The organism is Sulfurospirillum multivorans DSM 12446 (assembly GCF_000568815.1).
GTDB classification, from domain to species: Bacteria; Campylobacterota; Campylobacteria; order Campylobacterales; family Sulfurospirillaceae; genus Sulfurospirillum; species Sulfurospirillum multivorans.
In genome coordinates this window covers 2,496,733-2,519,732 of record NZ_CP007201.1, presented here as the reverse complement: position 1 = coordinate 2,519,732, position 23,000 = coordinate 2,496,733, and the positions used below count along the sequence as shown (strand labels likewise).

Below are 23,000 nucleotides of genomic sequence, written 5' to 3'. Positions count from 1 at the left end.
AAAAAAATTCTTGACGTCTTTTTTAGTGAAACTATATTATGATAAAACAATCATATATAAGAAGAGCGATATGTTAAAAATTGTCGAAATATTTTATTCTATTCAAGGCGAAGGCACGCAGGTCGGGGTTCCTTCCATTTTTATTCGTCTGCATGGGTGCAATCTCGCCTGTAGTTTCTGCGATGAACTGTTGCATAAAGGTGAGTATGCAAGCCTCAGTTTTGATGAGGTTTTGGAGCGCATCAAGGTGTATCCTTCGATGCATGTGATCATCACGGGAGGGGAACCTACGATTTACAATCTCAATGGCTTTATTGAGTATTTGCAAGCGTACATGTACTCGGTGGCGGTGGAGACCAATGGGTATAATTTCTCAAACATTTCCAATGCGAACTGGGTGACGTACAGCCCAAAAAATTGGGATTTGATCGAAAAATATGGCTACGATGAGGTCAAATTTGTGGTGAGCAAAGAGTCCGACGTTGAGAAGATACTGGCGTTTAAAAGCTACAAACCCATTTTTATTCAACCTCAAAATGAGACCGATCGGCCCAATAAAGAGAATGTGAATTTCTGTGTGGAGTTTGTCAAAGCGCATCCACAATTTATCTTAAGTGTGCAGTTGCACAAGTTTTTAGGAGTCGAGTAATGGCTAAAATTGCTTCCAAAGCGCTAGTGGTGTTTAGTGGTGGACAAGACAGTACGACCTGTCTTGGTTGGGCGAAGAACCGTTTTGATAGTGTTGAGAGCATTACGTTTGATTACGGGCAAAAGCATCGTGTGGAGATCGCGCAGGCGGAAAAGATCGCCAAGGCTTTACATGTAAAGAATACTCTTTTAAGTTTAGATGCCTTTTCACAGCTCAATGACTCCGCCTTGATCGATGGAACGCAAGACATTGGCGCACACCATAAAACCCACACCAATCTTCCCGCTTCCTTTGTTCCCAATCGCAACGCGATCTTTTTTACCCTCGCACACGCGTTTGCGCAAAAGCAAGGGATAAAACATATCATCATTGGGGTCAATCAGACCGATTATTCTGGGTATCCTGATTGCAGGGAACCCTTTGTTAAGGCACTGGAACTCGCACTCAATGTGGGCAGCGAAGCGAACATCACCTTTCACTCCCCTTTGATGCACCTCACCAAGGCTGAGACCTTTGCGCTTTCAGACAAAGAGGGGGTTTTGGGGCTTGTTATTGATGAGTCGCATACGTGCTATAATGGTGACCATAGTGAAAAACATGACTGGGGTTATGGCTGTGGAAAATGCCCTGCTTGTGTGCTACGAAAAGCGGGATGGGAAGCCTACTCAGAATCGATCTAAATCTTTACATGTAAACAATCTGCAAGGAGCAGTCAATGAGCGTCAAAGCCTCCTTTTTTAGCTTAACCATGTTGGTTTTGCTCTCGATGATTGCCTTTGAGTTTTATAACTGGAAAGAGGACCGTGAAGAGGTTGAAGCGCTCTCCCAACACTACGCACAAGAGATGAGTGAAAACTTTAAACAGCTGATGCTGGACAAAGCGGAGCCTTATCGCAAACAAACCTTGGATATTTCCCTTTCAAAACCAATCATTTATGCCGTAAAAAATCGTGATGAAGCGTGGTTTGAAGAAAACTTTGGTGGGGCCATCGCACAACTCAATGTCGATGGTTTTTTTCTCCTTGATCAAACGAAAACTCCTTTTTTCAACGAAACCAGCCAACCTTTTTTAAGGGATATTTCTTCTTTGGTTGCATTGGATCAGCTCTCCTTGAGCGATGGTGAAATGAAGCATTTTTTTGTTAAGCGAGATGAAGGACTGGTGGAGTTTTTTGCCGCTCCCATTCATGACCTAGGTACCCCCATTGATGCCACGCATCTTGCGCATGGCTTCTTGATCATCGCCAAAATATGGGACGCGGCATGGATGCAAAAACTCAATAGCTATGGCATCGCTGAGATCAATTTTGGTAAAAAAATAGCCGAACCTTACACGCTCATCCAAGATCTTCCGCTGCTAGGCATAGACGGAAAACCTGCGATAACGCTCTATTTGAGCTCAAAAAATCAGATGGGAAAATTTTTAGATGAGTACGCCATCCAAGATTTAAAGCTCAGTTTTGCAATCACTGCTTTGATGATGGTGATTTTTATCTTTTTGATTATGAAGTTTATCTCCCTTCCGTTGCGCGACATTATGCTGGCACTTGAACACAAAGACAAAACGATTTTACGAAAATACCTCCTTAAAGAGAACGAATACGGAGCCATAGCAACAGAGCTGTGCGAATCCTTTGATACCAAAAACAAGCTCGAAGAGCTCAATGCCCATTTGGAGCAAAAGGTTGCACAAGAGGTTGACAAAAGCAGGCTCAAAGACAGAGTGCTGTTTCAACAAGCCAAGTTTGCAGCCCTTGGAGAGATGCTTAGCAGCATCGCGCATCAGTGGCGACAACCGCTCAATACCATCAGCGTAGTGATCAACAAGATCTACCTAGAGAGTAAAATGGAAAAGTTGACGAAAGAGGGGCTTGAAGAGGAGATCATCAAGCTTCGAGAGCACATTACATTGATGTCTTCTTTGATTGAGGAGTTCAAAGACTTTTTTACGCAAGAGGGTTCCAAAGTGGACTTTATGCTGCATAAGTCGATTGAAGAGAGCATCAAGATCACCGATGGAGGACTTGCCAATAAAGACATGACGTTTTCCGTAGAGTGTCCCGAAGAGATCGTCATTCATAACTTTAAAAAAGAGTTTTCGCATGTGCTTTTGGTGCTTATCAACAACGCAAAAGATGCCATTTTAGGGCGCGAAATTGCTCATGGAACGATTGCGATCAAAGGCTTTGTGAAAGAGAAGAGCATTGTCATTGAAGTTTTGGATAACGCAGGTGGGGTGGAAGCCTCTAAACTTCCGCACCTTTTCGATCCGTTTTTCACGACCAAAGACCCTGCTAGTGGAAGTGGAACGGGGCTTTACATCGCAAAGCAGATCATCGAGCAGAACATGCAAGGCTCCATCAGTGCGCGCAATGAACAAAGCGGGCTGTGCATGAGCATCGTCCTGCCTCAGGCGTAGAGGAGGGTTTAAAACCCTCTTCGTTAGCTCGCAAGAAATTTAAAAAGCGAACTGCTCCAGTCATCTGTTTTTAGGACAGTTTGGTATGTTTTCACATCTTTTTCCAGTGCTTCCGCGCTGAGTTTCATCGCCCCATACGCTGCAAAAATCCCTTTAAAGTCCATGCCCGTAAACAGAATCGTTGACTGCAAAGGTCTTAGGTATTCACTGAGGGTAAAGTTGTTGTAAAAGCCCGATTGGTAAGCGTATTCGGGTGAGCCTGTGCTAACGATGATCTTGCTCTCTTTGCCTGCTAATTTACTGCCTTCAGGTCCATACGCAAAGCCATAATTTAATACTTTGTCTTGCCACTCTTTTAACATGGCAGGTGCGCTGTACCAGTAGAGTGGAAATTGAAAGACGATGCGGTCAAACTGAAGAAGAAGGGCTTGCTCTTTCGCGACATCAATGGCTTCTACGGTTTTATAGGTCGCATACAAGTCATGCACGGTGATGTTGGGTTCGTTTTGAATGCTCTGTATCAACGCTTTGTTGACGTTTGATTCTGCCATATTGGGATGGGCTAAGAGTATCAGTGTTTTTTTCATGGGTTCTCCTTAAAGTGTTTTGGAAAATATATACCTAAATAACTTATAATTACCTTACAGAAAAAAAAGTAAGTAAAGAACAAAAATAGGTATTATGGTATAATTCAAAACAAGAGGTGACCATTATGATAACAATCAATGAAAAAGAGTTCCACTGTCCTGTCGAGTTGACACTGGGAATAATTAACGACAAGAGCAAAATCTTTATCGTCTACATTTTACTCGGCGGTCAAAAGCGGTTTAAAGACATCTGCGAAGCGTTCTCGCAAGTCACACAAAAAACCGTAACCCAAAAGCTTAAAGAGCTTGAAGCCGACCACATAATCGAGCGAACCGTATTTGCAGAAGTACCCCCACGCGTCGAATATGCTCTCAGCCCCATCGGTTTGGAGCTTAAAAAAGTTCTAGACTCGATGTACGTTTTTGGTGAATCGTATGCTGTAAAATACGGCAGTAAAGACAAAAAATAAGCTTTACATGTAAAGATACAACAGATAAAAGGTGAAGTAATGAGCGATATATTAATGCGCTTTAGGCAACGTTTTACAAACTATCAAAAGTCTTTGAGGCATCTTAAAATGACCGTGGAAAAAGAGAGCCTCAATGAGATCGAAAAAGCAGGACTTATCCAATTTTTTGAAGTCGGGTTTGAACTGGCATGGAAAGTGATGAAAGACTACCTTGTGGCAGAGGGCTATGAGGTCAAAAGTCCCCGAGAGAGCATCAAACAAGCTTTTCAATACGGACTCATTGAAGATGGTGCACTATGGCTAGAAGCTCTCGAAAAACGCAATCTAAGTGCGCACACGTATGATGAAACCATCTTGGATGAACTTAAAAAGCTCATCGTGCATACGTACTACCCGATGATGGAAAAACTCAAAGATGTATTGGCGACAAAATAATGCTAGGACTGAGCGAAACAGAACTCTTAACCTTGCGCAAAGTCTTCACAAAGTTTGATGCCATCGAAGAAGTCATACTCTTTGGCTCCCGCGCTTTTGGAACACACCAAAAAGCTTCCGATGTTGACCTCGCCATCAAAGGCAAAAACATCGACCTCGATACGCTTGCAAAACTCAAATATATCCTTGAAGAAGAGACTAATCTGCCCTATTTTTTTGATGTTGTGATTTACGATAAGATTAGTGACAAAGCCTTGAAAATGGCGATAGATGAGGGTGGAATAAAAATATATATGCAGGAATTTAAATATGCTTGAAGTCTTGGGCATAATTGCAACTATTTTCGGAGTTATTACTGGCATAGACTATCTGTTTGAAAAGACTTCTAGTTATATAAAACGACAAAATGAAAAGAAAAAACAAATTATCGATAATTTGAACATAGATAATATTCCTGAAGTGCACGAAGCTAAAAGAGATGTATTCGATATTAATAATTTAAAATTTATAGAGAGTTTACCTGAAGAAAGAGATTTAGCCTATAAAAATGCTCATAAAAAATGGGATACAGGCATTACTTCTTCAATGAGAGAAGGTAATTATGATGTCATAGAATTTTTAAAAGATACATGGCTTAAGTTGTCTGAATTTTATACATCGCATAATTTTGAAGGAAAAACTTCCGAAGAGTTTATTGATGATTATGTAAAAAAACGATTTGATTTTCATTGGGCTAAGCACATGCCAAAAGGGAAATTCTCAAGTGGTACTATTGTTGGTGTTATGGTTGGCGCTGATGTTATAGCAGATATGGAAATACTTATAGATGAGATAGTCGGAACATTATCATTTTATAATGAAGATTTTAATTATTTAGCTTGGAAAGAAAGGTGGAAAGTTAGTAATCCATCTTAAAAGGAAATACAATGCAAATGACCAGCATCCCTTTTGGTACAACCGATTGGGAGAGTATCGAAAAAATAGAGCACACAGGCGAAAGTGGCAGTGCCTTTTGGCGAACGAAGCAGTGTGGCAATATTCGTGTGCGCATGGTTGAGTATACGGCTGGTTATAAAGCCGATCATTGGTGTCAAAAAGGGCATATTCTTTTGTGTTTAGAGGGTGAGCTTTACACGGAGCTTGAAAACGGCGACGTGCATCTTTTAAAAGCGGGTATGAGTTACGAAGTGGCGGATGATACAATGGCGCATCGTTCGTATACGCCGTGTGGAGCGAAGCTTTTTATTGTCGATTGATCTTTACATGTAAAGCTTATTCATCGAGTGTATTGGTGTCGATGCCGCCTTTTGCGAGTGCTTTTCGTGCTTTTTCGGCGAGCATTTCGTAATGCTTGCGAAACTGTTCAATCTGATCTTCTTCGAGTTCTTCCAAATCAAGCAAAGCGTTGTGTGCTCCTTGCGTGACGCGAATCAGCTCATCGAGTTTAACCTGCATTGCTTCTGTGTCGCGATTTTGAGTGTTTTGAATGACAAAAACCATCATAAACGTGATAATCGTCGTTGTCGTGTTAATCACGAGTTGCCATGTATCGCTGTAGTGAAAAAAAGGTCCACTGATGAGCCAGACAACGATGATCAGAATGGAGAGGGTAAAGGTACTTGATTTACCCGTGAGCTTGGCAAGATACTTTGTAAAATTGGCATACCATGTTTTTGACTGCATGTGCGTATCCTTTGCGCGGTGGAGTATGATACTCTTTGTACCAAACAGTATAGCAGACTACGCTTTTACTTCAATACCCAGTGCGATCAGTTCATTTTCCGTGTAGGGAATAGGCGTTTTTTTACCATCCGTTGAGACGTTTACGTAGGTGATGACCGCACTCGTTACATGTAAACAGCGGTGAGTGCCTTCGATAGAGCGCTCGGCGTTAACTTCGATGCGCACGGTAATCGATGTTTTGCCTACAGTAATGATCTTAGCGTAACAGCTTAGTACATCGCCCACTTTGACGGCTTCTCGAAATTCCATGGATTGTACCGCAACGGTTACGACACGTCCCACGTTGAGATCACGTACGGCGAGACTTCCAGCGATGTCCATTTGCGACATGATCCAACCTCCGAAGATATTACCAGAGGGGTTGGTGTCTTTTGGCATAGCGACGATTTTGATGCGAGGTTCACCCATTTGATACATATAAAACCTTTGTAAATGTCTAAAAGCTACGCTTTTTCTTGCGTATCATAATACAACATTGTTTGAAGGTAATTTAAATGAAAAATCAGATCCTACGCCTAAGCTACTTTGTATTTCAAGCATGGAGTTGTGCATCTTGAGGATGTAATTCACCAATGCAAGCCCAAGTCCCATCGAATTGTCCCACGAATGCGAGTTGGAGCGGTAGAATTTTTGGGTTACTTTTTCGATCTCTTCTTCCTTAATGCCAACGCCATTATCTTTTACATGTAAAGATCCCTCTGTGAGGTAAATCTCGATGGTATCGTCGGAGTATTTGAGTGCGTTGTCGATGAGATTGGAGATGACGATTTCGATCATCGTGCGATCAGCCGTAATGGGAAATGTCTCAGGAAGGGTGCAGACAATGGGGCGATTGTGGTGTTTTTCCCTAAAGTTTTGCGCGATATCTTGCGTCATTTTGACCACATCAAACGTACTGTTTTGCGTGTTAAAGTCACCATTTTCAAACTTGGTTGTCAGTGTGAGTCGGTCGATCATTCCAGAGATTTTTTGTCCATTTTGAACGATTTTACCTAAAAAGCGCTCCCTAATTTGCGGGTTCGCAAGCGGATCATCCAGAAGTGTTTGCGCATAGCCCATAATGGACGCAATAGGGTTTTTAAACTCATGGCTAATAGCAGAGATAACGTCGCTTCTTTGTTGGCTTATGAGCTTGATCTTGGCGGTGTATTTGCGTTTTTGCTTGGCACGTTTTTCCAATTTGGCTGCCAGTTTTTTAAGGTAATTGGCAATCTCAAAGAACTCCAAACAGAAGTGAGACGAGAGGCTGATTTTGTAGTCTTTGTCGGCAATTTGTTGGAGATTTTCGATGATCTTATCGATTTCGTGGCGAACTTTTTGACTGAACACATACGCGCCATACAGTCCTGCTAAGATGTTGAGACCAAAGATAATGGTCAGTTTGATCCAAAGGTTGTAGAAGGTGTACATAATCGTATCAATATTCGTGGCAAGACGTAAAAAAAGGATGCGATCATTTAGTTTAAACCGATGCGCCACATACAAAAAGTTACTCTGCACCGAATCAGAAAAACGCACCGCATGGGCAAATTCTACTTTTTGAGCTTTGATGATCTCTTCGCGGTGTGAGTGGTTGTCCATCGTTTCATTGTCTTTGTCGCTATCGACAAGGACGACACCTGCTTCATCAATGAGGGTAAAACGAATGTTCGAACTCTCTTTGATCATCTTCGCGAAAGCTTCAAAGTCTTCGATATGCGGAAGTTGGTGCTTGATGATCTTGATGTGCGATTCAAGCTCCATTTGGTAACGTTCTATGTTGTCACTTTTAATTGTAAAATAACTCACCAAGCCCGAAAGAAATAAGGTGCCAAGAAAAAGGGTGAGAAGCGCTCTGGTCACATGTTGATGAAGCATTAGCATAAGCTATATCCTACTCCCCAGATGGATTTGATGTACTCCTTCTCTTTGGTTGGATCTATCTTTTGTTTGAGGCGATTGATGGCGACATTGACCGTTTTATCTTGAAAAAATTCATCGTTTTTCCAAACATGTTCGAGCAAAAATTCGCGGCTTAAAACAGCGGTTTTATTTTCTATCATTGTTTTGAGCAGATCAAACTCCAGCTTTGTAAGCTCCACATCTTTGTCATTGACAGACAAGCGGTGCGCTTCAAGGTCTAAGATGAGATCGCGATACGAGAGCGTATTTTTGCTTGTAGGTGCGGTGCGTGCTAAGATAGCTTTGATGCGAAGCAAGAGCTCTTTCATGTTGTAAGGCTTCGTGACGTAGTCATCGCACCCTCTTAAAAATCCCTCTTCGATGTGGGTATCACTGTTTTTTGCGGTCACAAAAATGACCGCTTGAGAGAACCCTTTCTTACGCAAGTTCTCTACAAATTCACTTCCTTCAACCCCAGGGAGGTTACGATCCACGATTAAAAGATCAATTGGTTCTTCTTGGAGGCATTTTTCAACATTTCTACTGCTTAAAAATCCCAGTGTTTCGTAACCCTCTTTTTGAAGATGGTACTCTAAGAGTTCGAGTAAATCTTCTTCATCTTCAATAATCAAAATAGTCTGTTTCATTTTACCTCATAATACACGAAAAATTCAAAGCGCTTGAAATGCGTGTTAACTTAATACGTCTTCATCTCTCCACCCACACGTGCGAAGATCATTAATTGTACAATATTTACACTACGATCTGCCATACGTTCCAACTTTCGCATGGTGCTAAGAATTTGGATAAAATCAGCCGATTGGTCGATCATTTTTGCAATGTCACTGAGGATGTTTTTCTCCAAAATCGAGTAAAGATCATCGCTCTTGCTCTCTTCAACTTTAACCCTTCGGTAGATGTCTTCCAGTGTCTCAGGATCACCGATTTCGATCGTGCTGATGGCTAAGGTGACCGCTTTAATCGATGTTTTACACAAATGCGTGGAGTATTCATGCAAAGAGACAAACGGTACATCGCCTTGAAGATGTTGTGCCATACGTTTGCTAAACCCACGAATGTTTTCAGCAATCTTGACCAGTTCATTGGTGATTTTAAGATACGCAACCATCTTACGTAAATCTTTTGCTTCCGGTCCAAAAAGGGCGAGTGCAACAACGATTTCATTATCAATAGCATTGGCTCTGTTTTCAATGTTTTTAAGAAGGGTTTTTGCCGAGTCAAAACGAGATATATCTAAACTTTCCATACCGCAAAGAGCTTTTTCACTTGCCATAGAGATTTCAGAACCTAAATCAATCAACATTCGTTTGATCTCAATAAGTCTCTCTTCATATTTTTGAAGCATACGTTTTCCTTATAATAGTTTGCCATCATTGTAGTTTGAAATCATTACAATATGGTAACATAAAAACCCTCTCAGCGTTACCACATCGTAATCAGCTCACCATATAATCAGTCCAAAATAATAAACGTAAAGGAGCATTCATGGTAGATGTAGAAAAAACGTTAAGCCTCAAGTACCCTAGCATTGTCTATTATCCGAGTATTGTGAGAAATTTCGTTGTTTATCTCCTGAAAAAGCTACTTCATCAAGATGAGATTAACGATTTTTTAATGCACGGAGAGGCGTATCGTGGGTTTGATTTTGTCGAAGCGGTGCTGGAGTATTTTAACTTTGGCTACACCATCTCTAATAAAGATAAAACCAATATCCCTTCTTCTGGTCGCATCATCATCATCGCAAATCACCCGTTAGGCGCACTGGACGCGTTGGCACTTATCTCGCTGATCAAAGAGATACGAAGCGATGTGAAAGTGCTCGCAAATGATGTGTTGATGCAGATTGAACCGCTCAGCGGACTGATCATTCCCATCGATAATCTTACAGGTGCAACGGCGAAAGAGTCGATCAAAAAAGTGTACGATGCGCTTGAGCGTGACGAAGCACTTATCGTCTTTCCTTCCGGTGAAGTCTCACGGGCTCAGCCAACAGGCATTAAAGATACGAAATGGAAAAAAGGCTTTTTAAAGTTTGCGCAAAAGACCAATTCACCTCTTTTACCGGTGTTTATTGATGCGAAAAATTCGCCACTTTTTTACACCCTTTCGATGATCAACAAAAAAATATCGACCTTTTTACTTGCCAGCGAGATGTTTAAAAAACGCTCCAAAGTGATTAATTTTAAAATTGGCGAGATGATCACCTATAAAACACTTCAAAGCTCAGGCTTTAGCGACACAACCTTGATTACGCTTTTGAAAAAACATCTTTATAAAATCAGTAAAGGTAAAAAGGGAATTTTTGCGACCCAAAGAGCGATCGCGCATCCTGAAGAGCGCAAAGCCATACGCGCTGAACTTAAAAAATCCACCCTTTTAGGTCAAACGAGTGATGGCAAAAAAATCTATCTGTATGAGTATGAAGCAGGTTCTATTTTGATGAAAGAGATAGGACGTTTGCGAGAGTTTACGTTTCGTAAAGTGGAAGAGGGAACAGGTGGAAAACGCGATGTGGATGCGTTTGATAAACACTATAAACACATCGTGTTATGGGACGATGACGAGCTTGAAGTCGTGGGCGCGTATCGTATTGGCGAAGCCAATTATATCAGTGAGTATTTTGGAATGGAAGGGTTTTATTCACACAGCCTTTTTGAATTTGCCCCTGAATTTGAGCCTTATTTGCACAACTCCATTGAGCTAGGGCGAAGTTTTGTTCAGCCACGCTATTGGGGCACACGTGCCCTTGATTATCTCTGGCAAGGCATTGGGGCGTATTTGTTTAAAAATCCGCATATTCGTTACATGTACGGTCCTGTGAGTTTGAGCGATGTTTATCCTAAAATCGCCAAAAATCTCATCATCACCTTCTATTCCCTTTATTTTGGTTCAGCACAATCCTTGGTGCTCGCGCGAAACTCATTTTTTATGAGTAAGTTAGAGAAAGAAGAAGCACTCTCTTTTTTCAAAGGCGATGATTATAAAGAGGACTTTGCCGTTTTAAAAGAGCAACTCTCACACATGGATCTTAGTGTGCCAACGCTGTATAAACAGTACACGGAACTCTGTGAAGAGGGTGGAATTTCCTTTTTAGATTTTAACATCGACAAAGAGTTCGCTAACTGTGTGGATAGCTTTATTTTAGTGGACATCACCAAAATCAAAGAAGCCAAAAAGACGCGCTATATCAAAGGGGAAGCCAGCCCTAAATAGAGGCTTGGCTTTTGTGGATTATACGTTTGTTTTAAAAGAGGAGAGGGCGTTGCTGAGATTGGTGGAGAGTTTGGCGAGGTGTTCTGCCGCACTCGCGATCTCTTCGACGCTTCTGGCGTTGGTTGAGGTGAGTTTATGGATGGTATTGACACGTCCTATCATGGCATTGGCTTCCACGCTGCCACGTTTGGCTTCTTGTGCTGCACCCTCTGCAACGGTTGCGGTTTCATTCATGCTACTCACTGTTTTAAGCATCAACTGTTGCGTGTTTTCAGCGCGGTGTCCGAGGGATTGAATCTCTTTAGCATTTTTCTTCATGAGATCGGACGTTGTATTGACCGATTGGGTGATGACCGCTACGGTGGAGTTACTCTCCACAAGACTTTTTTGAGTGCGTTCTGCTAGTTTGCGTACTTCATCGGCGACGACGGCAAAGCCACGACCTTGATCGCCTGCACGCGCTGCTTCGATGGCGGCATTGAGCGCTAAAAGATTGGTCTGTTCGGCAATGTCTGAAATGACTAAGAGCACTTGTTGCACTTGGGAGACTTCTTGATCAAGTTGCTCTAAACGCGCAGAGAGATCGGTTTGGTTAACGACAACGGTTTGAAGATCCGTCGATACGGCAAGGACTTCATTGGAAGCGTTATTCAGCTCATTCGCCACATTTTGCATTATAGTGCCTGCATGTTCCGCATTTTCTTCACTGTCATGTAAAATACTAGCAACTTTTTTGGTGGTATTGACCGCATGATCGACCTCTTGATCGGTCTCTTCGGTGCGTTTTCCAATTTGAAGCGATGTTGAGGAGAGCTCTTCGGCAACAGCGGCATTTTCCATCGCGGTACGCTTGGCATCATCGATGGCGATGCGTAACTGCTCGAAAAGCGTGTTGACGGTGCGCATGATGTTTGCGATCTCATCATTGCCTGTGATTTCGATAGGGTGGCTGAGGTCTTTATTTTTTCCGATATAGTCACACTCTTTGGCAGCGTTGGAGAGTGAATTTTTAATTTTAGTCGCAATCACCCAGAAAAGAAACGCTGTGACGCCTGAAACAAGCAGTGCCATGAGCATCCCAATTTTTTTGGCACCGTCGAGGAGTTCGTGCTCTTCTTGTTCAATATCTTGAGAGAGAGCATCGGAATTTTTAGAGATGGAAATAAATGCGTCACGTCCTTTGTTGGTCAGTTCCATAAATTTCTTTCCCTCAGGTGTAGCAATAAATTCGGCAGAACTGGTCTCATTTTTATACTGCTTAAGCATCTCAAAGCGAGGCATAGCACTGACTCTAAAATCATCCGCTCCTTTTTGGATGAGATTTAAAAGAGCGATATCTTTTTCCGCACTCAGCAGTGGTCGAAGTTCGTTAATATGCTCATCAAGCTTCTTTTGCGATTGGACATAGCTTTCGATAAATTGCGGTGCATACGAAATTTGGTAGCCTCTGGAGTACATCAAGAGCTCTGAGGTGTAGCGAGGAAGTTTCCCGATATGTTGCACTTTTTTAACGGCTATTTCGGCATCTTCTGCATGTGAAATCAGCAGGTAACTGAGCCCCACAGTGCCGATCAAAATAATCACCAATAAAAACATGAGTTTAGCGCGGATTGTCTGTAACATAAAGTGCCCCTTATAAATAACTTTTAATTTTTATATTATAGCTTTAATTGTAGTTTTTTCATGTGAGATTTTGCGTGAGATATACACAAAATATCCTACTGCACGCACTGTAGAGTTTTTAAATATGATCATTCGTGTAAAAAAAGTTAATCTTTTAAATAAAAATTAAGTAAGAAAATAAGAGTATAAAGGTTTAAAGCTCGTCAAAAAAATCGTTTTTATTGTCCTGATATTTTTGGATCATAGTTTCCATCTCATCACGTGCCTCTTTGGGTTCAAGAATGATCATATCGGGAAACCACCTGCGTGCTAGCATCAATAAAAAATCATTACTCGTAATTTGATACGATACTTTAATCCAGCCGTTTGGCAATGTGTCTAAAATTTTTTGGGTTCGAGAGAAAGATTTTTGACGGAAAAATTTTTCGACATGAGGAGCGATGGCGACAATCGCTTCATAACTTGGTATTTTGTAGCCTTCAAAAAAGCTCTGGGCATTGCAGACAAAGTTTTCCGCATAGGCATCTTTATTGAATGTTTTAGCATGCAATACAATAGAATCAATGAATCCAACACGAATGTATCGAAAGCCACTGTTTTTAGGCTCATGCTCGTGTAAAATGGCTAAACTCCAATTCCCTTTGCAGTAGATAATTTTTAAAGGTCTCACATCACTGAGAAGCTCTTTTTCATACACAATGTCGCAATAGCGTCTGCCTTTGATCGCTTTTTTAAGCGTATCAAACGTCTCTTGTGAGGGCAATGTTTCGGAGGGACTCCCTTTGATGAGCAAAACTTGGGTGAGCTCTTTTTGAATTTTATTATCTACTTTGCGGTGCATAGAAGGGAGTTCATTGGTAAAGCCAGGATTGATGATGTGCAAGAGGTCAATGAGGTGTTCTATCTCTATCTTGTCTTCAACACTTGGCAAAAGCGCATTTGTAAAAAACTCTTTATTGATGGAGCTATAGCTGCCTCTTGCTGTTTGGATGAGACACTCTTTCCCAAAAAAAGAGCGAATGTCTTCAAAATAACGTCTGATTGTACGAACAGAGACCTCTTTTTGGGCAGCATAATCCGCAAGAATGACCTCTTTTCCTGTTGATAATTCTTGCAAAAGTTCCAATATCTCAAATATTTTTTTACTGTCCATTTTTCCTCGACGCAATTTTAAGTAATTTACTATTCTAACATGACTTCCACAAATTGTTTACATGTAAAGTCATATTTGAAAGAGTTCTACGCTACGATTTAAATTTCCCAAGCTCAATATTGAGATTTTCAGTCATTTTATTGAGATGCTCCGCTGCTGAGGCTATCTCTTCTACACTGCGCACGTTGATGCTTGAAATTTCATTGATCTTGGATATATCTTCGGTAATAAGACCGATCCTACTGGCGGTATCGATATAATCATGAATGGTTTTATTGGCATTTGTTACAGCGTTGTTTAACGTCTTCATGACCTCAAAAACATTGTTCTGTACCGCGATAGATGTATCGGTGATTTTATTAAGCTCTTGCGAATTGGTGTTCATTTCGCCACTCACATCAACAATCGATTGAACGACGACATTGATGGTTGCATTGATTTCGGTTAAGCTTTTTTGGGTTCGCTCCGCGAGCTTTCGCACTTCATCCGCAACAACCGCAAAGCCCCTTCCATGCTCTCCTGCACGTGCTGCTTCAATGGCGGCATTGAGTGCTAACAAATTGGTCTGATCAGCAATATCGTTGATCACTCCTAAGATGTTTTTGATCTCCGCTGTATTGAGACTGACCGTATTTAATTTTTCAGATAAGACAACTTCGCGGTGACCACTCTCTTGTAACAAAGTTGAGAGATTACTAACTTCCGTGCTCACACGTTGAAGATTCTCGACAACATCACTGACTTCATTGCTGGATGTCTTGGCATTTTCCACCGATGTCTCTAGATAACTTTTCAAGGTGATGGCTTGTGTGGTCGCCTTTGTGATAATAATGGCTTCTTCTTCAGCACGCTTACCCACTTCGAGTGAGGTGTTGGAGAGTTCATGGGAGACAGAAGCATTTTCACTACTGCTCACTTTTGAGGCGATGATCATACCGTGAATTTTTTCGATAAACGCATTGATATTATGGCTCATAATGCCTATTTCATCGTGTTTGTTTTTGATTTCCAGTCGTTGGGTCAAATCCCCCTCGCTACTGGAGAGATTTTCGATGAGTTGGTTAAGTCTGGTAAGGGGTTGAAATTGTATTTTTAAGACACCGAGCAGCACTAAAACCGATAAAACAGTCATAACAAAGCCGATGATCACAAACATGGTAATGAGTTGATCTAAAAAAGAAAATGCAACTTTTGTATCGATCGATAATGCCACAATCCAACCATTTTCAAGTTTTCCAAACGTAAGAATTTTATCTTCGCCATTGATCGTATATTCAACCGAGCCTTTGTCATGAGCGGTGATATATTTGTAGGCATCATTAAGGGCAGGGGATAACTCTTGGAACTTTTTATTGATGACACTTTTGTCTGGATGGATGACGAATTGACCCGCTTTATCCATAATAAAAGCATATCCGCCATCAAATGTTGTAGCATACACTTTTTTCATCGCATCGTCTATTAAGATATTGGTTGAAACAGCACCTTCTTTAACGCCATTTCGAATAATGGGCGAGATGATGCAGATGGTCAATTTTTTGCTACTAGATCCCATAAAAGGTGCCATAATGGACGTGGTTGTTGTGCCCATAGCTTCCGTAAACCAAGGACGTGTTCGTGGGTCATACCCCGCTGATGGCGTTTTGCCATTTTCATAGATCATCGTGCCATCGTTCAACCCAAAGTAGGTTGTTTCCGCATTGATACTGTCATTTGCCATTTTAAGAAGTGGCATTGTCTCTTCTTTACTTAAAGAAGAGTGAATATTCAGCTCTTTAGCAAGTGCTGTGATCACTTTGACTTGGGAGGTAAACCATCCATTAAGATCCGTTTGAAGTGTTGCCATCGATTGCATCTGTTTATCAATGATTTCGCCTCTTAAATTACGTTTAATTTCGTAGAAACTAATCAGAGCAAAAATAAGCAGAGATATAACAAGACACGCACTTGCAACCAAAATAATTCGTTGTTTAAATCCAACATTCATCACGGTCTTTCCCCTTTTTTTGTAAAGATTGGAGCAGAAAAGAATATTCTGCTCCAATCTGTGTTGATTACCAAAGTCCGATGACTTTCCACCAAACGCCACCAATACCAACCCAAACGATCAGATTGATGATAGACGTGTAAAACCCTAGTTTCCACCATGTTGCTTGATCAACATACCCAGCACCAAAGATAATCGGCGCAGGCGCTCCACCGTAATGGGTAATCGACATACAAATGTTAGACATATACGCCATTGAAAGTGCTACAAGATAAGCAGGCGCTCCAGCAGCAACCATTACAGTACAAAATGCTATATACATAGCTGTTATGTGAGCTGTTAAACTTGCAAAAGCATAATGTGAATAGACATAGACAATGATCAGGATGGTCATAGCTAGAGGCCAAGAGATACCTGTAACTTGAGCACTTACTGCTTTTGAAAATAAGCCAATAAGCCCAAATTTAGTTAAAAATCCAGCCAATGTCATTAATGTTCCCATCCAAATAAGCGTATCCCACGCACCTTTTTCTTCTAAAACATCTTTCCAATCCAATGTTTTCGTGATGACCATTACACTGACACCTAGCATGGCCACAACGGTTGCATTAATGCCTGTAAGCTGTGAAGTTGACCATAAAGCAAGCGCACCCACAAAAACACCACAGATTATTTTTTCACCAAAAGAAAGAGGTCCCATTTTGGCCAGTTCTGCTTTAGCTATCTCTTTACCTTCAGGAAACTCTTTCACTTCAGGAGGATACACTTTGTAGAGAAAATAAGGAATAATGATCAAAGAAACAATGCCTGGTACACAAGCCCCAAGTGCCCATAACCCCCATGATATTTCTATACCAAGTGCTTTTTGTGCCAACGTTGCGATTAGTGGATTGGCTGCCATTGAGGTTAGAAACATTGCATTGGTAATGGTATTACCTTGATACAAAATTTGCATCAAAAAGCTACCAGCTTTTCGGTTTGTTCCATCATTTGGTTCAGATTTTAAAGCAGTAGCAAGACTTCTAACAATAGGATATAGCACACCACCCGCTCTAGCACCGCTTGATGGCATCGCTGGCGACATGATGAGATCACTAATAACTACAGCATAACCAAGCTTAAGTGTGCTATCTCCAATCATTTTTATAACGATATAAGCAATTCTTCGGCCAAAGCCTGTGACAATAAAACCTTTAGCAAAAATGAAGGCTGAAGCAATCAACCAAATGGTGTTATTGCCAAAGCCAGAGAGTGCTTCAGAAGGTTTTAAAACGTTGAAAAGGATAGTCAGTGTAATGGAAATAAATGCAAGAGCCCCCATGGGTAGAGGCTGCAAGATAAATCCTAAAATCGTAGCCACAAAGATAGCAAAAAGATGCCACCCTTGCGCAGTTATTCCATCAGGTGCAGGTATAAACCAAAGTAAAGCACCTACAAACAAGACAAGAAGGCCGTTAATAATATTCTTATTCATCGAAAACCCCTTATTAAATTATTTTAAACGATCTGCTAATACTCTGTCAACAAATTCTGATGATAGCCCCGTATATTTTTCGGGTCGAAGAATTTCGGCTAATTCGGCTCTATTAAATGCTTTCGCAACTTCTTCTCGCTCAAGAAGGGCATCGATCACCATTGTTCCCTCCGAGAATGCTTTCATACACACTTCATAAACGATCTCATGTGCAGTTAAACGACCCAGTTTTTCACCAAGATGTAACATAACCGCTTCACTAAGCATTGCACCTTTGAGTTTATTGAGATTTTCTTTCATGTTTTTTGGATAGACAATAAGGTTTTCAAGGGTGTCATTCATTTTTTCCAACGCGGCTGCCATACAAATAGACGTTTTAGGTACGATATCCCATTCAACGGCTTCACATCCCCAGTCTCTTTCATTTTCACATTGCATGATTTCCACAGCAAGCGGTGCTTGAGCGCGAACAATTTTTGTTAACGCAATGATGCTTTCACATACTTGTGGGTTACGTTTGTGAGGCATGGTAGAACTTCCAATTTTCCCCATAAAGAAAGGTTCTTCCACTTCACAAATTTCTGTTCTTTGAAGACTTAAAATCTCATGTGAAATGCGACCAATACTTCCCGAAATAAGCGCTAAAAGTGAAACATACTCTGCGATATGATCGCGTGTTGGGTGCCATGAAATAACAGGTACAGCAAGACCTAGATCTTTCATCATAAGTTCTTGCATTGCAAAACCTTTACCTTCTTGAGAAGCAAGTGTTCCCACGGCACCACTGAGTTGCCCTTTAAGAAGGCGTGGTTTAAGCTCTTCCAAACGGATGAGATTTCGTTTAAGCTCATCTGCCCACATCGCTGTTTTAAAACCAAAAGTAATTGGTAACGCATGGATGACGTGGGTACGTCCTGCCATAACGGTATCTTTGTATTTTTCAGAGATTTTAAGACACTCTTCATACGTTTTTGTCAGCAATTGTGTTAAAAGTGTATGCGCTTCTCGCATTTGAAGAATCAATCCGTTATCCATAATATCTTGGCTCGTAGCGCCCCAATGCACAAATTCACCTGCGTTGTTATCAAGAACTTTTTTGAACTCTTTTAAAAGAGGAACGATGGTAATCGTACTTTTGTACGTCTCGCCAATGGCGTCTAAATTTAGAAGCTCTGCTTTTGCTTTTTTAGTGATTTCATCTGCTTGATCGTGTGTAATGATGCCAAGTTTTGCTTGTGCACGTGCAAGAGCCGCTTCGGTATCGAGCCATTTTTGAACACGGTTTTCATCGCTGAAAATCTTTTTCATCTCTTCGCTTGCGAAAAGAACCCCAAATACTCTACTATCAACTGAACTGGAAGCCATAATTTTCTCCTTAAAACAAGTTTTTGTAAGGAAAATAGTAGCCGATAGTATGGACAGAAATTGACCGCTAAAAAGAATTCAGGGGAAAATCAGTGACAAAAACTGACCGTAAAAATAATTTATAAAATTAAGATATTTTTAATAAATATAAAAATGGTGCCATGAATGGATAGTATCATCGTTGAAAATAGGGCTTTTTGTAAGCGTTAGCGCTCATTTGAGAAGGAGAATTTTTTTACATGTAAAAAGACCAGCCCTCTGTGCACGGTTTTGCAAAGAGGGTGGTAAAAAGTGTAGATTAGGAGAGCATATACCCTCGCATCGAGAGGCTGGCATTTTGGAAGAAAGGGGTGAGTATTTTCACCGTATCGTCTTCGCGTCTAGCACCTGCTATGTAGAGCAGTGGCAGATAGTGGTCGATGCTTGGGTGTGCTGTTTTAAAATCAGGGCATCGCTCTTCAATGCGCACTAAGCTTTCAACATCGTTACATGTAAAGGCTTGATGGACAAAATCATCCACATTTTGAGCCCATTGCACGGCGGGGGCATTGATGTTATAAAAATCGACCATGCCAAGATTGTGCGTGATGTTACCGCTTCCGATGATCATAATGCCTTCCTCTCTGAGCACTTGGAGTTGTTCTCCAATCTTTACATGTAAAGACAGGGGCAGGTTTTTATTGAGGCTGAGCTGAATGATGGGAACACTTGCTTTGGGAAAGAGAAAATGCAGTGGCATCCACGCGCCATGGTCTAAGCCTCGCTCGACTAAGGGGGCATCTAAAAGCGTGGCGATACGCTTGGAGAGCGTGTTGTTGCTGGGTGATGGGTAGCTCATTTCATACAGCGTGGGCGGAAAGCCGTAAAAATCATACAACGTCTCATACGCAATGCCTGAGCTGATGCTCACGGCTGTTTGGTTTGTGTACCAGTGTGCTGAGATAACCAGAATCGCTTTGGGTGTGGGAAGTTCTTTGCAGAGTGCTTCAAGCGCTTCGGTAAAACTGTTTTCTAACACAAGATTCATCGGTGAACCATGTCCCAAAAAGAGGCAAGGCATAGTGTTTTTCATTGCTTTTCCTTAGGTGGTTTTAAAGGCTGCAAGCGCAATGCTTAAAGTGTTAGAGAGTTTTGAAAGATGCTCTGCTGCACTCGCGATCTCTTCAACACTTCTGGCATTGGTCGCAGAAATTTGATGAATCGCATCAATGCGCCCCAACATTTCAGAAGCTTGAGCGCTTCCTTCTTTAGCATCTTTGGCGCTGTTTTGTGCCAATGTTTTGGCTTCATTCATCGTGGAGACGGTTTTAAGCATCAGTTTTTGCGTCTCTTCAGCTCGTTGCCCCAGCGCTTGAATCTCTTGCGCATTGCTTTTCATGAGCTCGGATGAGGTCGCCACGGATTGGGTGATGACAGCGACGGTTGCGTTGCTCTCCACCAAGCTTTTTTGGGTGCGTTCTGCCAATTTTCGTACTTCATCAGCCACAACGGCAAATCCACGACCGTGTTCTCCCGCACGCGCTGCTTCGATGGCAGCATTGAGGGCTAGCAAATTGGTTTGCTCTGCAATATCAGATATGACGGAGAGCACTTGTTGCACTTGGGTCACTTCTTGATCGAGATGCTCAATGCGGCTTGAAAGATCGGTTTGGTTGACCACGATGGTTTGAAGATCATTGGAGACGCAGAGCACCTCTTGAGAAGCGTTGCTCAGCCCATCGGCTACATTTTGAATGACCGACTCAGAACGGTTTGAACTCTCTTCGCTCGTATGCAAGATGGTCGCGACTTTTTTCGTAGAATCCAGTGCATGATCGACCTCTTTAGCGGCCTCTTCGGTTCGTTTTCCGATTTGAAGTGAGGTGGATGAGAGCTCTTCAGCAACGGCAGCATTTTCTAATGCCGTACGTTTTGCCCCATCAATGGCAGTGCGCAGTTGTGAAAGTAGGGTATTGACGATTGCCATCATCGAGGTGATTTCATCATTTCCTTTGGTGTTGATGCTATGGCTTAAATCTTTAGCATTGCCAATGTATTCACACTCTTTAGACGCGGTTTGAATGGAGCTTCTGATCTGACCTGAGACGTACCAAAAGATAAAACTTGAAGCAACTAAGACCAACAACGCCATAATAACACCAACTATATTGGCTTGATCTAGGGTTTGATCTTCATACGCTTCGATGGCTTTCGTCAGTTGCTTCGAAGAGTCTAAGAGGGTAATAAAGCTCGTACGCCCTTCATTGGTGATCACCGTAAATCGCTTGCCCTCGGGAGAGTTTAGAAACTCAGGTGAATTAATCGCTTCTTTGTATTTATCGACTAAAACAAAACGTTCATCACTGGAGAGTTTCACCTCGGCAGCTACTTTTTTAATCTGCTCTAAAAGTGTAATATTATCTTGATTATGCAGTGTTGGTTCAAGCTCTTGTGCGGCTTTGAGAAGGTTGTCATAGGCTTTATAGTACGCCTCCGTCATTTTAGGATTGAAGGTGATTTGGTGTCCTCTTGCGTGGACTAAGAGTTCATTTGTGTACGTAGCAATGTCGCCCGCATGTTGTACTTTTTCGACGGCATCTTCCGCTTTTAGGGTATTTGAAACGAGTAAATAGCCGAGTCCTAGTGTTCCTACAAAAATAATAACAAAGAGAAATAAGAGTTTAGCACGGATAGATTGAAGCATAAAAATTCCTTGTAGCAAGTTAGCTTAGAATTATAACGGGCTCTTCCCAAAAAAATGATAATAACGAAGCATTTTAATCCTCTATTGAGAAACAATTCGTAACCAAGTTGTAATCAAATTCCCTTACAATGACATTACCAAATTTTAGAAATGGAGTATACAATGACTATCAAAACATGTGCAATTGCCCTTTTAAGTGTTGCAGCTTTAAGTGTAACTGCGAGTGCAAGAGATCAGATTAAAATTGTTGGATCATCTACCGTGTATCCTTTTACCAGCTATGTCGCTGAAGAGTTTAAAGCAACAACAGGCAATGCGACACCTGTCGTTGAGTCAACAGGAACTGGTGGTGGTATGAAGATTTTTTGTTCAGGTAATGGTCTTGATACACCTGATTTTACCAATGCTTCACGCCCTATGAAAGCGTCTGAATACAAAACATGTTTAGAGAATGGCGTCACAGACATCACGGGTATGATGGTAGGATTTGATGGTATCGCGTTTGCGCAATCTAAAACCAATGGCAAAATCAACTTTACACGTGAGCAAATGTTCTTAGCACTTGCTGAAGAAGTACCAAGTAAAGATGGTAAGTCACTCATTAAAAACCCATACAAAACATGGAATGAGATCGATGCGGCTCTTCCAAATAGAAAAATTACCGTTTACGGTCCTCCAACCACATCAGGAACACGTGACTCATTTGATGAAATGGTTATGGAGCACAGCTCAAAGAAATTTGAAGCGTATGGCGACAAAAAAGGCAAATACAAAGCAGTACGCCAAGACGGTGTGTTTGTTCCAGCAGGTGAAAATGACAACCTAATCGTTCAAAAATTGACGAAAGACACTGCTGCATTTGGTATCTTTGGTTACAGCTTCCTTGAAGAGAATGGCGATAAAATCAATGGCGCATCTGTGGATAGCGTTGAACCAGCATTTGATACGATTTCATCTGCAAAATACCCAATCTCAAGAAGCCTTTATATCTACGCTAAAAACTCACACCGTTCTCAAGTTAAAGGGATGGATGAATTCTTGAAATTGTATGTTGATGCAAAAATGATCGGTACAAAAGGTGTACTTAAAACAATCGGTTTGGTTCCAATGACCGAGGGAGATCTTAAAAAAGTACAAGCAGCTGTTTTAGCTAAGACTAAACTCACTGAAGAGATGGTTAAGAAAAATACCATTCTTCCATAAGTTTACATGTAAGACCGATGAGAGGCTTTTAGAGCCTCTCGCACCTCTTTTTAAAGGACTCTGGTGAGTACGCAAACACTCTATCTTATCTTTT

23 protein-coding genes are annotated in these 23,000 nt (G+C 41.4%); 10 read left to right on the top strand and 13 right to left on the bottom strand.

Going from position 1 to position 23,000, the window contains the following annotated elements; genetic code table 11:
- The first annotated feature begins 70 nt into the window (after positions 1-70).
- Genes SMUL_RS12995 through SMUL_RS12985 form a run of 3 tightly spaced genes read left to right on the top strand, consistent with a single transcriptional unit; the run spans position 71 to position 3,068 of the window.
- Positions 71-649, top strand: coding sequence for a 7-carboxy-7-deazaguanine synthase QueE (locus SMUL_RS12995; protein WP_025345692.1), 579 nt, complete (start codon positions 71-73; stop codon positions 647-649).
- A complete protein-coding gene (queC, locus tag SMUL_RS12990) occupies positions 649-1,329 on the top strand; it encodes a 7-cyano-7-deazaguanine synthase QueC (protein WP_025345691.1) in 681 nt (226 codons plus the stop codon). Before SMUL_RS12995 ends, queC begins: the two co-directional genes overlap by 1 nt.
- 35 nt (positions 1,330-1,364) lie before the next feature.
- Entirely contained in the window at positions 1,365-3,068 is a 1,704-nt protein-coding gene (locus SMUL_RS12985) for a sensor histidine kinase (protein WP_025345690.1), read from the top strand.
- 23 nt (positions 3,069-3,091) lie between these two features.
- Here the strand turns inward: SMUL_RS12985 and SMUL_RS12980 are convergent, their stop codons facing one another.
- Positions 3,092-3,655, bottom strand: coding sequence for an NAD(P)H-dependent oxidoreductase (locus tag SMUL_RS12980; RefSeq protein ID WP_025345689.1), 564 nt, complete (start codon positions 3,653-3,655; stop codon positions 3,092-3,094).
- Between the two features lie 125 nt (positions 3,656-3,780).
- Here SMUL_RS12980 and SMUL_RS12975 point away from each other — a divergent pair, with 125 nt between their 5' ends.
- Genes SMUL_RS12975 through SMUL_RS12955 form a run of 5 tightly spaced genes read left to right on the top strand, consistent with a single transcriptional unit; the run spans position 3,781 to position 5,816 of the window.
- Complete coding sequence (locus tag SMUL_RS12975) at positions 3,781-4,125, top strand: winged helix-turn-helix transcriptional regulator (RefSeq protein WP_025345688.1); 345 nt, start codon at positions 3,781-3,783, stop codon at positions 4,123-4,125.
- 39 nt (positions 4,126-4,164) lie between these two features.
- Entirely contained in the window at positions 4,165-4,560 is a 396-nt protein-coding gene (locus SMUL_RS12970) for a nucleotidyltransferase substrate binding protein (RefSeq protein ID WP_025345687.1), read from the top strand.
- Positions 4,560-4,877 carry a nucleotidyltransferase family protein gene (locus SMUL_RS12965; protein WP_025345686.1) on the top strand — a complete coding sequence of 106 codons (318 nt, stop codon included), beginning with the start codon at positions 4,560-4,562 and terminating at the stop codon, positions 4,875-4,877. The genes SMUL_RS12970 and SMUL_RS12965 overlap by 1 nt, the downstream gene beginning before the upstream one ends.
- Positions 4,870-5,475 carry a hypothetical protein gene (locus tag SMUL_RS12960; protein WP_025345685.1) on the top strand — a complete coding sequence of 202 codons (606 nt, stop codon included), beginning with the start codon at positions 4,870-4,872 and terminating at the stop codon, positions 5,473-5,475. The genes SMUL_RS12965 and SMUL_RS12960 overlap by 8 nt, the downstream gene beginning before the upstream one ends.
- A gap of 11 nt (positions 5,476-5,486) precedes the next feature.
- Positions 5,487-5,816, top strand: coding sequence for a DHCW motif cupin fold protein (locus SMUL_RS12955; protein ID WP_025345684.1), 330 nt, complete (start codon positions 5,487-5,489; stop codon positions 5,814-5,816).
- A gap of 16 nt (positions 5,817-5,832) precedes the next feature.
- On the opposite strand, the gene SMUL_RS12950 is transcribed toward SMUL_RS12955, so the two are convergent.
- From SMUL_RS12950 to SMUL_RS12930, 5 genes are read right to left on the bottom strand one after another with little or no spacing between them, the layout of a single operon-like run.
- Positions 5,833-6,243 carry a low affinity iron permease family protein gene (locus SMUL_RS12950; RefSeq protein ID WP_025345683.1) on the bottom strand — a complete coding sequence of 137 codons (411 nt, stop codon included), beginning with the start codon at positions 6,241-6,243 and terminating at the stop codon, positions 5,833-5,835.
- Positions 6,244-6,300: 57 nt separating this feature from the next.
- Positions 6,301-6,720 carry an acyl-CoA thioesterase gene (locus SMUL_RS12945; RefSeq protein ID WP_025345682.1) on the bottom strand — a complete coding sequence of 140 codons (420 nt, stop codon included), beginning with the start codon at positions 6,718-6,720 and terminating at the stop codon, positions 6,301-6,303.
- Positions 6,721-6,765: 45 nt separating this feature from the next.
- Positions 6,766-8,166 (bottom strand): sensor histidine kinase, encoded by a 1,401-nt coding sequence (locus tag SMUL_RS12940; RefSeq protein WP_025345681.1) that lies wholly within the window; start codon positions 8,164-8,166, stop codon positions 6,766-6,768.
- The gene (locus SMUL_RS12935; RefSeq protein WP_025345680.1) at positions 8,160-8,831 is read right to left on the bottom strand and encodes a response regulator transcription factor; all 672 of its coding nucleotides are present in this window, start codon (positions 8,829-8,831) and stop codon (positions 8,160-8,162) included. Before SMUL_RS12935 ends, SMUL_RS12940 begins: the two co-directional genes overlap by 7 nt.
- Before the next feature lie 50 nt (positions 8,832-8,881).
- Positions 8,882-9,550 carry a phosphate signaling complex PhoU family protein gene (locus SMUL_RS12930; RefSeq protein WP_025345679.1) on the bottom strand — a complete coding sequence of 223 codons (669 nt, stop codon included), beginning with the start codon at positions 9,548-9,550 and terminating at the stop codon, positions 8,882-8,884.
- Positions 9,551-9,690: 140 nt separating this feature from the next.
- Here SMUL_RS12930 and SMUL_RS12925 point away from each other — a divergent pair, with 140 nt between their 5' ends.
- A complete protein-coding gene (locus tag SMUL_RS12925; RefSeq protein WP_025345678.1) occupies positions 9,691-11,418 on the top strand; it encodes a lysophospholipid acyltransferase family protein in 1,728 nt (575 codons plus the stop codon).
- Between the two features lie 18 nt (positions 11,419-11,436).
- On the opposite strand, the gene SMUL_RS12920 is transcribed toward SMUL_RS12925, so the two are convergent.
- The 7 genes from SMUL_RS12920 to SMUL_RS12890 all read right to left on the bottom strand — a co-directional run bounded on the left by SMUL_RS12920 (position 11,437) and on the right by SMUL_RS12890 (position 21,703).
- Complete coding sequence (locus SMUL_RS12920) at positions 11,437-13,041, bottom strand: methyl-accepting chemotaxis protein (RefSeq protein ID WP_025345677.1); 1,605 nt, start codon at positions 13,039-13,041, stop codon at positions 11,437-11,439.
- Between the two features lie 193 nt (positions 13,042-13,234).
- Positions 13,235-14,194, bottom strand: coding sequence for a helix-turn-helix transcriptional regulator (locus tag SMUL_RS12915; protein ID WP_025345676.1), 960 nt, complete (start codon positions 14,192-14,194; stop codon positions 13,235-13,237).
- A gap of 91 nt (positions 14,195-14,285) precedes the next feature.
- The gene (locus SMUL_RS12910) at positions 14,286-16,181 is read right to left on the bottom strand and encodes a methyl-accepting chemotaxis protein (RefSeq protein WP_025345675.1); all 1,896 of its coding nucleotides are present in this window, start codon (positions 16,179-16,181) and stop codon (positions 14,286-14,288) included.
- Positions 16,182-16,248: 67 nt separating this feature from the next.
- The gene (locus SMUL_RS12905; protein ID WP_190278593.1) at positions 16,249-17,655 is read right to left on the bottom strand and encodes an anion permease; all 1,407 of its coding nucleotides are present in this window, start codon (positions 17,653-17,655) and stop codon (positions 16,249-16,251) included.
- A gap of 18 nt (positions 17,656-17,673) precedes the next feature.
- Positions 17,674-19,020, bottom strand: a complete 1,347-nt coding sequence (gene purB / locus SMUL_RS12900) for an adenylosuccinate lyase (protein ID WP_025345673.1) — start codon at positions 19,018-19,020, stop codon at positions 17,674-17,676.
- Positions 19,021-19,318: 298 nt separating this feature from the next.
- Positions 19,319-20,092 (bottom strand): dioxygenase family protein, encoded by a 774-nt coding sequence (locus SMUL_RS12895; protein WP_038533435.1) that lies wholly within the window; start codon positions 20,090-20,092, stop codon positions 19,319-19,321.
- Positions 20,093-20,101: 9 nt separating this feature from the next.
- Entirely contained in the window at positions 20,102-21,703 is a 1,602-nt protein-coding gene (locus tag SMUL_RS12890; RefSeq protein ID WP_025345671.1) for a methyl-accepting chemotaxis protein, read from the bottom strand.
- A gap of 162 nt (positions 21,704-21,865) precedes the next feature.
- Between SMUL_RS12890 and SMUL_RS12885 the strand changes: the two genes are divergently transcribed.
- Positions 21,866-22,906, top strand: a complete 1,041-nt coding sequence (locus SMUL_RS12885) for a PstS family phosphate ABC transporter substrate-binding protein (protein WP_025345670.1) — start codon at positions 21,866-21,868, stop codon at positions 22,904-22,906.
- Positions 22,907-23,000: the final 94 nt, after the last annotated feature.